Annotated in this window: 3 protein-coding genes; all 3 read right to left on the bottom strand. The window is 43.6% G+C overall.

What is annotated here, in order from left to right:
- The coding region (locus tag A3729_RS27185) for a hypothetical protein (protein ID WP_197476152.1) at nt 1-351 on the bottom strand (351 nt) is incomplete at its 3' end.
- Nucleotides 352-418: 67 nt separating this feature from the next.
- Nucleotides 419-817, bottom strand: a complete 399-nt coding sequence (locus A3729_RS27180) for a nuclear transport factor 2 family protein (protein WP_068513165.1) — start codon at nt 815-817, stop codon at nt 419-421.
- A 110-nt stretch (nt 818-927) separates the two neighbouring features.
- Nucleotides 928-1,343: TlpA disulfide reductase family protein (locus A3729_RS27175; protein WP_068634475.1), on the bottom strand; the 416-nt coding region annotated here is incomplete at its 5' end.

Here is a 1,343-nt window from a genome sequence, read left to right as displayed (position 1 = left end):
TGGAAAGACGGCTGCCAATGCGTTGATATTGGGGTTGCTTGATTTAATGCCGCCTTGGATCAGGGCGATGTCTACCGTGCTATTCGTGGCATCAATCAGTTTACTATTTTCGCGTGAACCAGCGGTTTCGACTATCTCTAATTGAAGACCATCCTCAGCTAAAATTTCTCGGTATTGTTGCGCTATTTGATAATAGGCACTACCTTCTACTCCCGCTGCTATTCGTAGCTGGTCTGGTGGAACCAGGCGCAGGCCAAGCACTAGGCCATAGAGCGTCGCGATGATCGCTAATGTAGCCACCACATAGCTTAATACATTTGAAGGACTTGGGAGTTTCAAGGATCTTTTCATATCAATAAATCTCTATTTGGCTTGTCATTAGGAAAACTGCACAGCGAGCTTCCCCGTGATGACGAGTTTATTGTCCTTGTTGAAATTTTGCGAGCGCTTCACCCATTGCCTTGTGAACGGCATTGATGCCCTGAAGAGGGCGCAGCATGACTTTGAATTCAGTTATTTGATCATCTTCGTTCCAGGTGATCATGTCGACACCATTGACGGTTTTGCCGTCAATAAGGGTTTCGAATTCGAGCACGGCAAAATGGTCGTTGTAAACTTCTTGAATATATTTGAAGTGTTCATTCGCAATCGTTTGCATTGCGCCCATTAGGTATAGTTTTGTAATGGCTTTGCCTCTTTGCGGAGTATGAACTACCGGAGAAAACATCGTGGCGTTATCAGCCAATAAATTGTCTAGAGCATTGATATCTCGTGTTTTCACAACAGTATGCCAGTTCTGAATAACTTTAGGAGCCATGATCTTTACCGTAATTATTGATAGTCAAAAAGGTGTTCTGAAGCGCTAATGTATCAAAGAAAATGGGACTAATGCGAATCTAATAACGGAAAACGGTAAAGACTAAATGTTTACTCCTGAAGCAGCATGTTGACTTCTTTCTCGAGGTAACGAATAAACCCCGTGTTAAACCCCTGATGAGCAATGCGAATATAACCTTCTCGATCTATCAAAAATGATGTAGGCATGGTGAGTAGCTCGTAAGCCTGTTGGGATTTCCCACTTCGTTCTTCCAGTACCGGAAAATCCACTGGGTACTGTTCAAGAAAACGCATCGCTTCTTCAGTGGTGACGTCAACATTGACAGCAAGAATTTCAAAGTCTTTACCGTTTTGTTTACTGTGCAGGCGCTTGCGAAGTTGATTATATTCGGGCATCGACTGACGGCATGGACCACACCATGAGGCCCAAAAATCTACCAGTACCACTTTGCCTTTATAGTCACTCAGATTGACGGTGCTCTTCTCATGTATATCAGGTAAAGAGA

The sequence above is a fragment of the Oleiphilus sp. HI0043 genome (assembly GCF_001634935.1).
The sequence above is the reverse complement of the archived record's forward strand: the minus strand, read 5'-3'. Positions and strand labels throughout refer to the sequence as shown.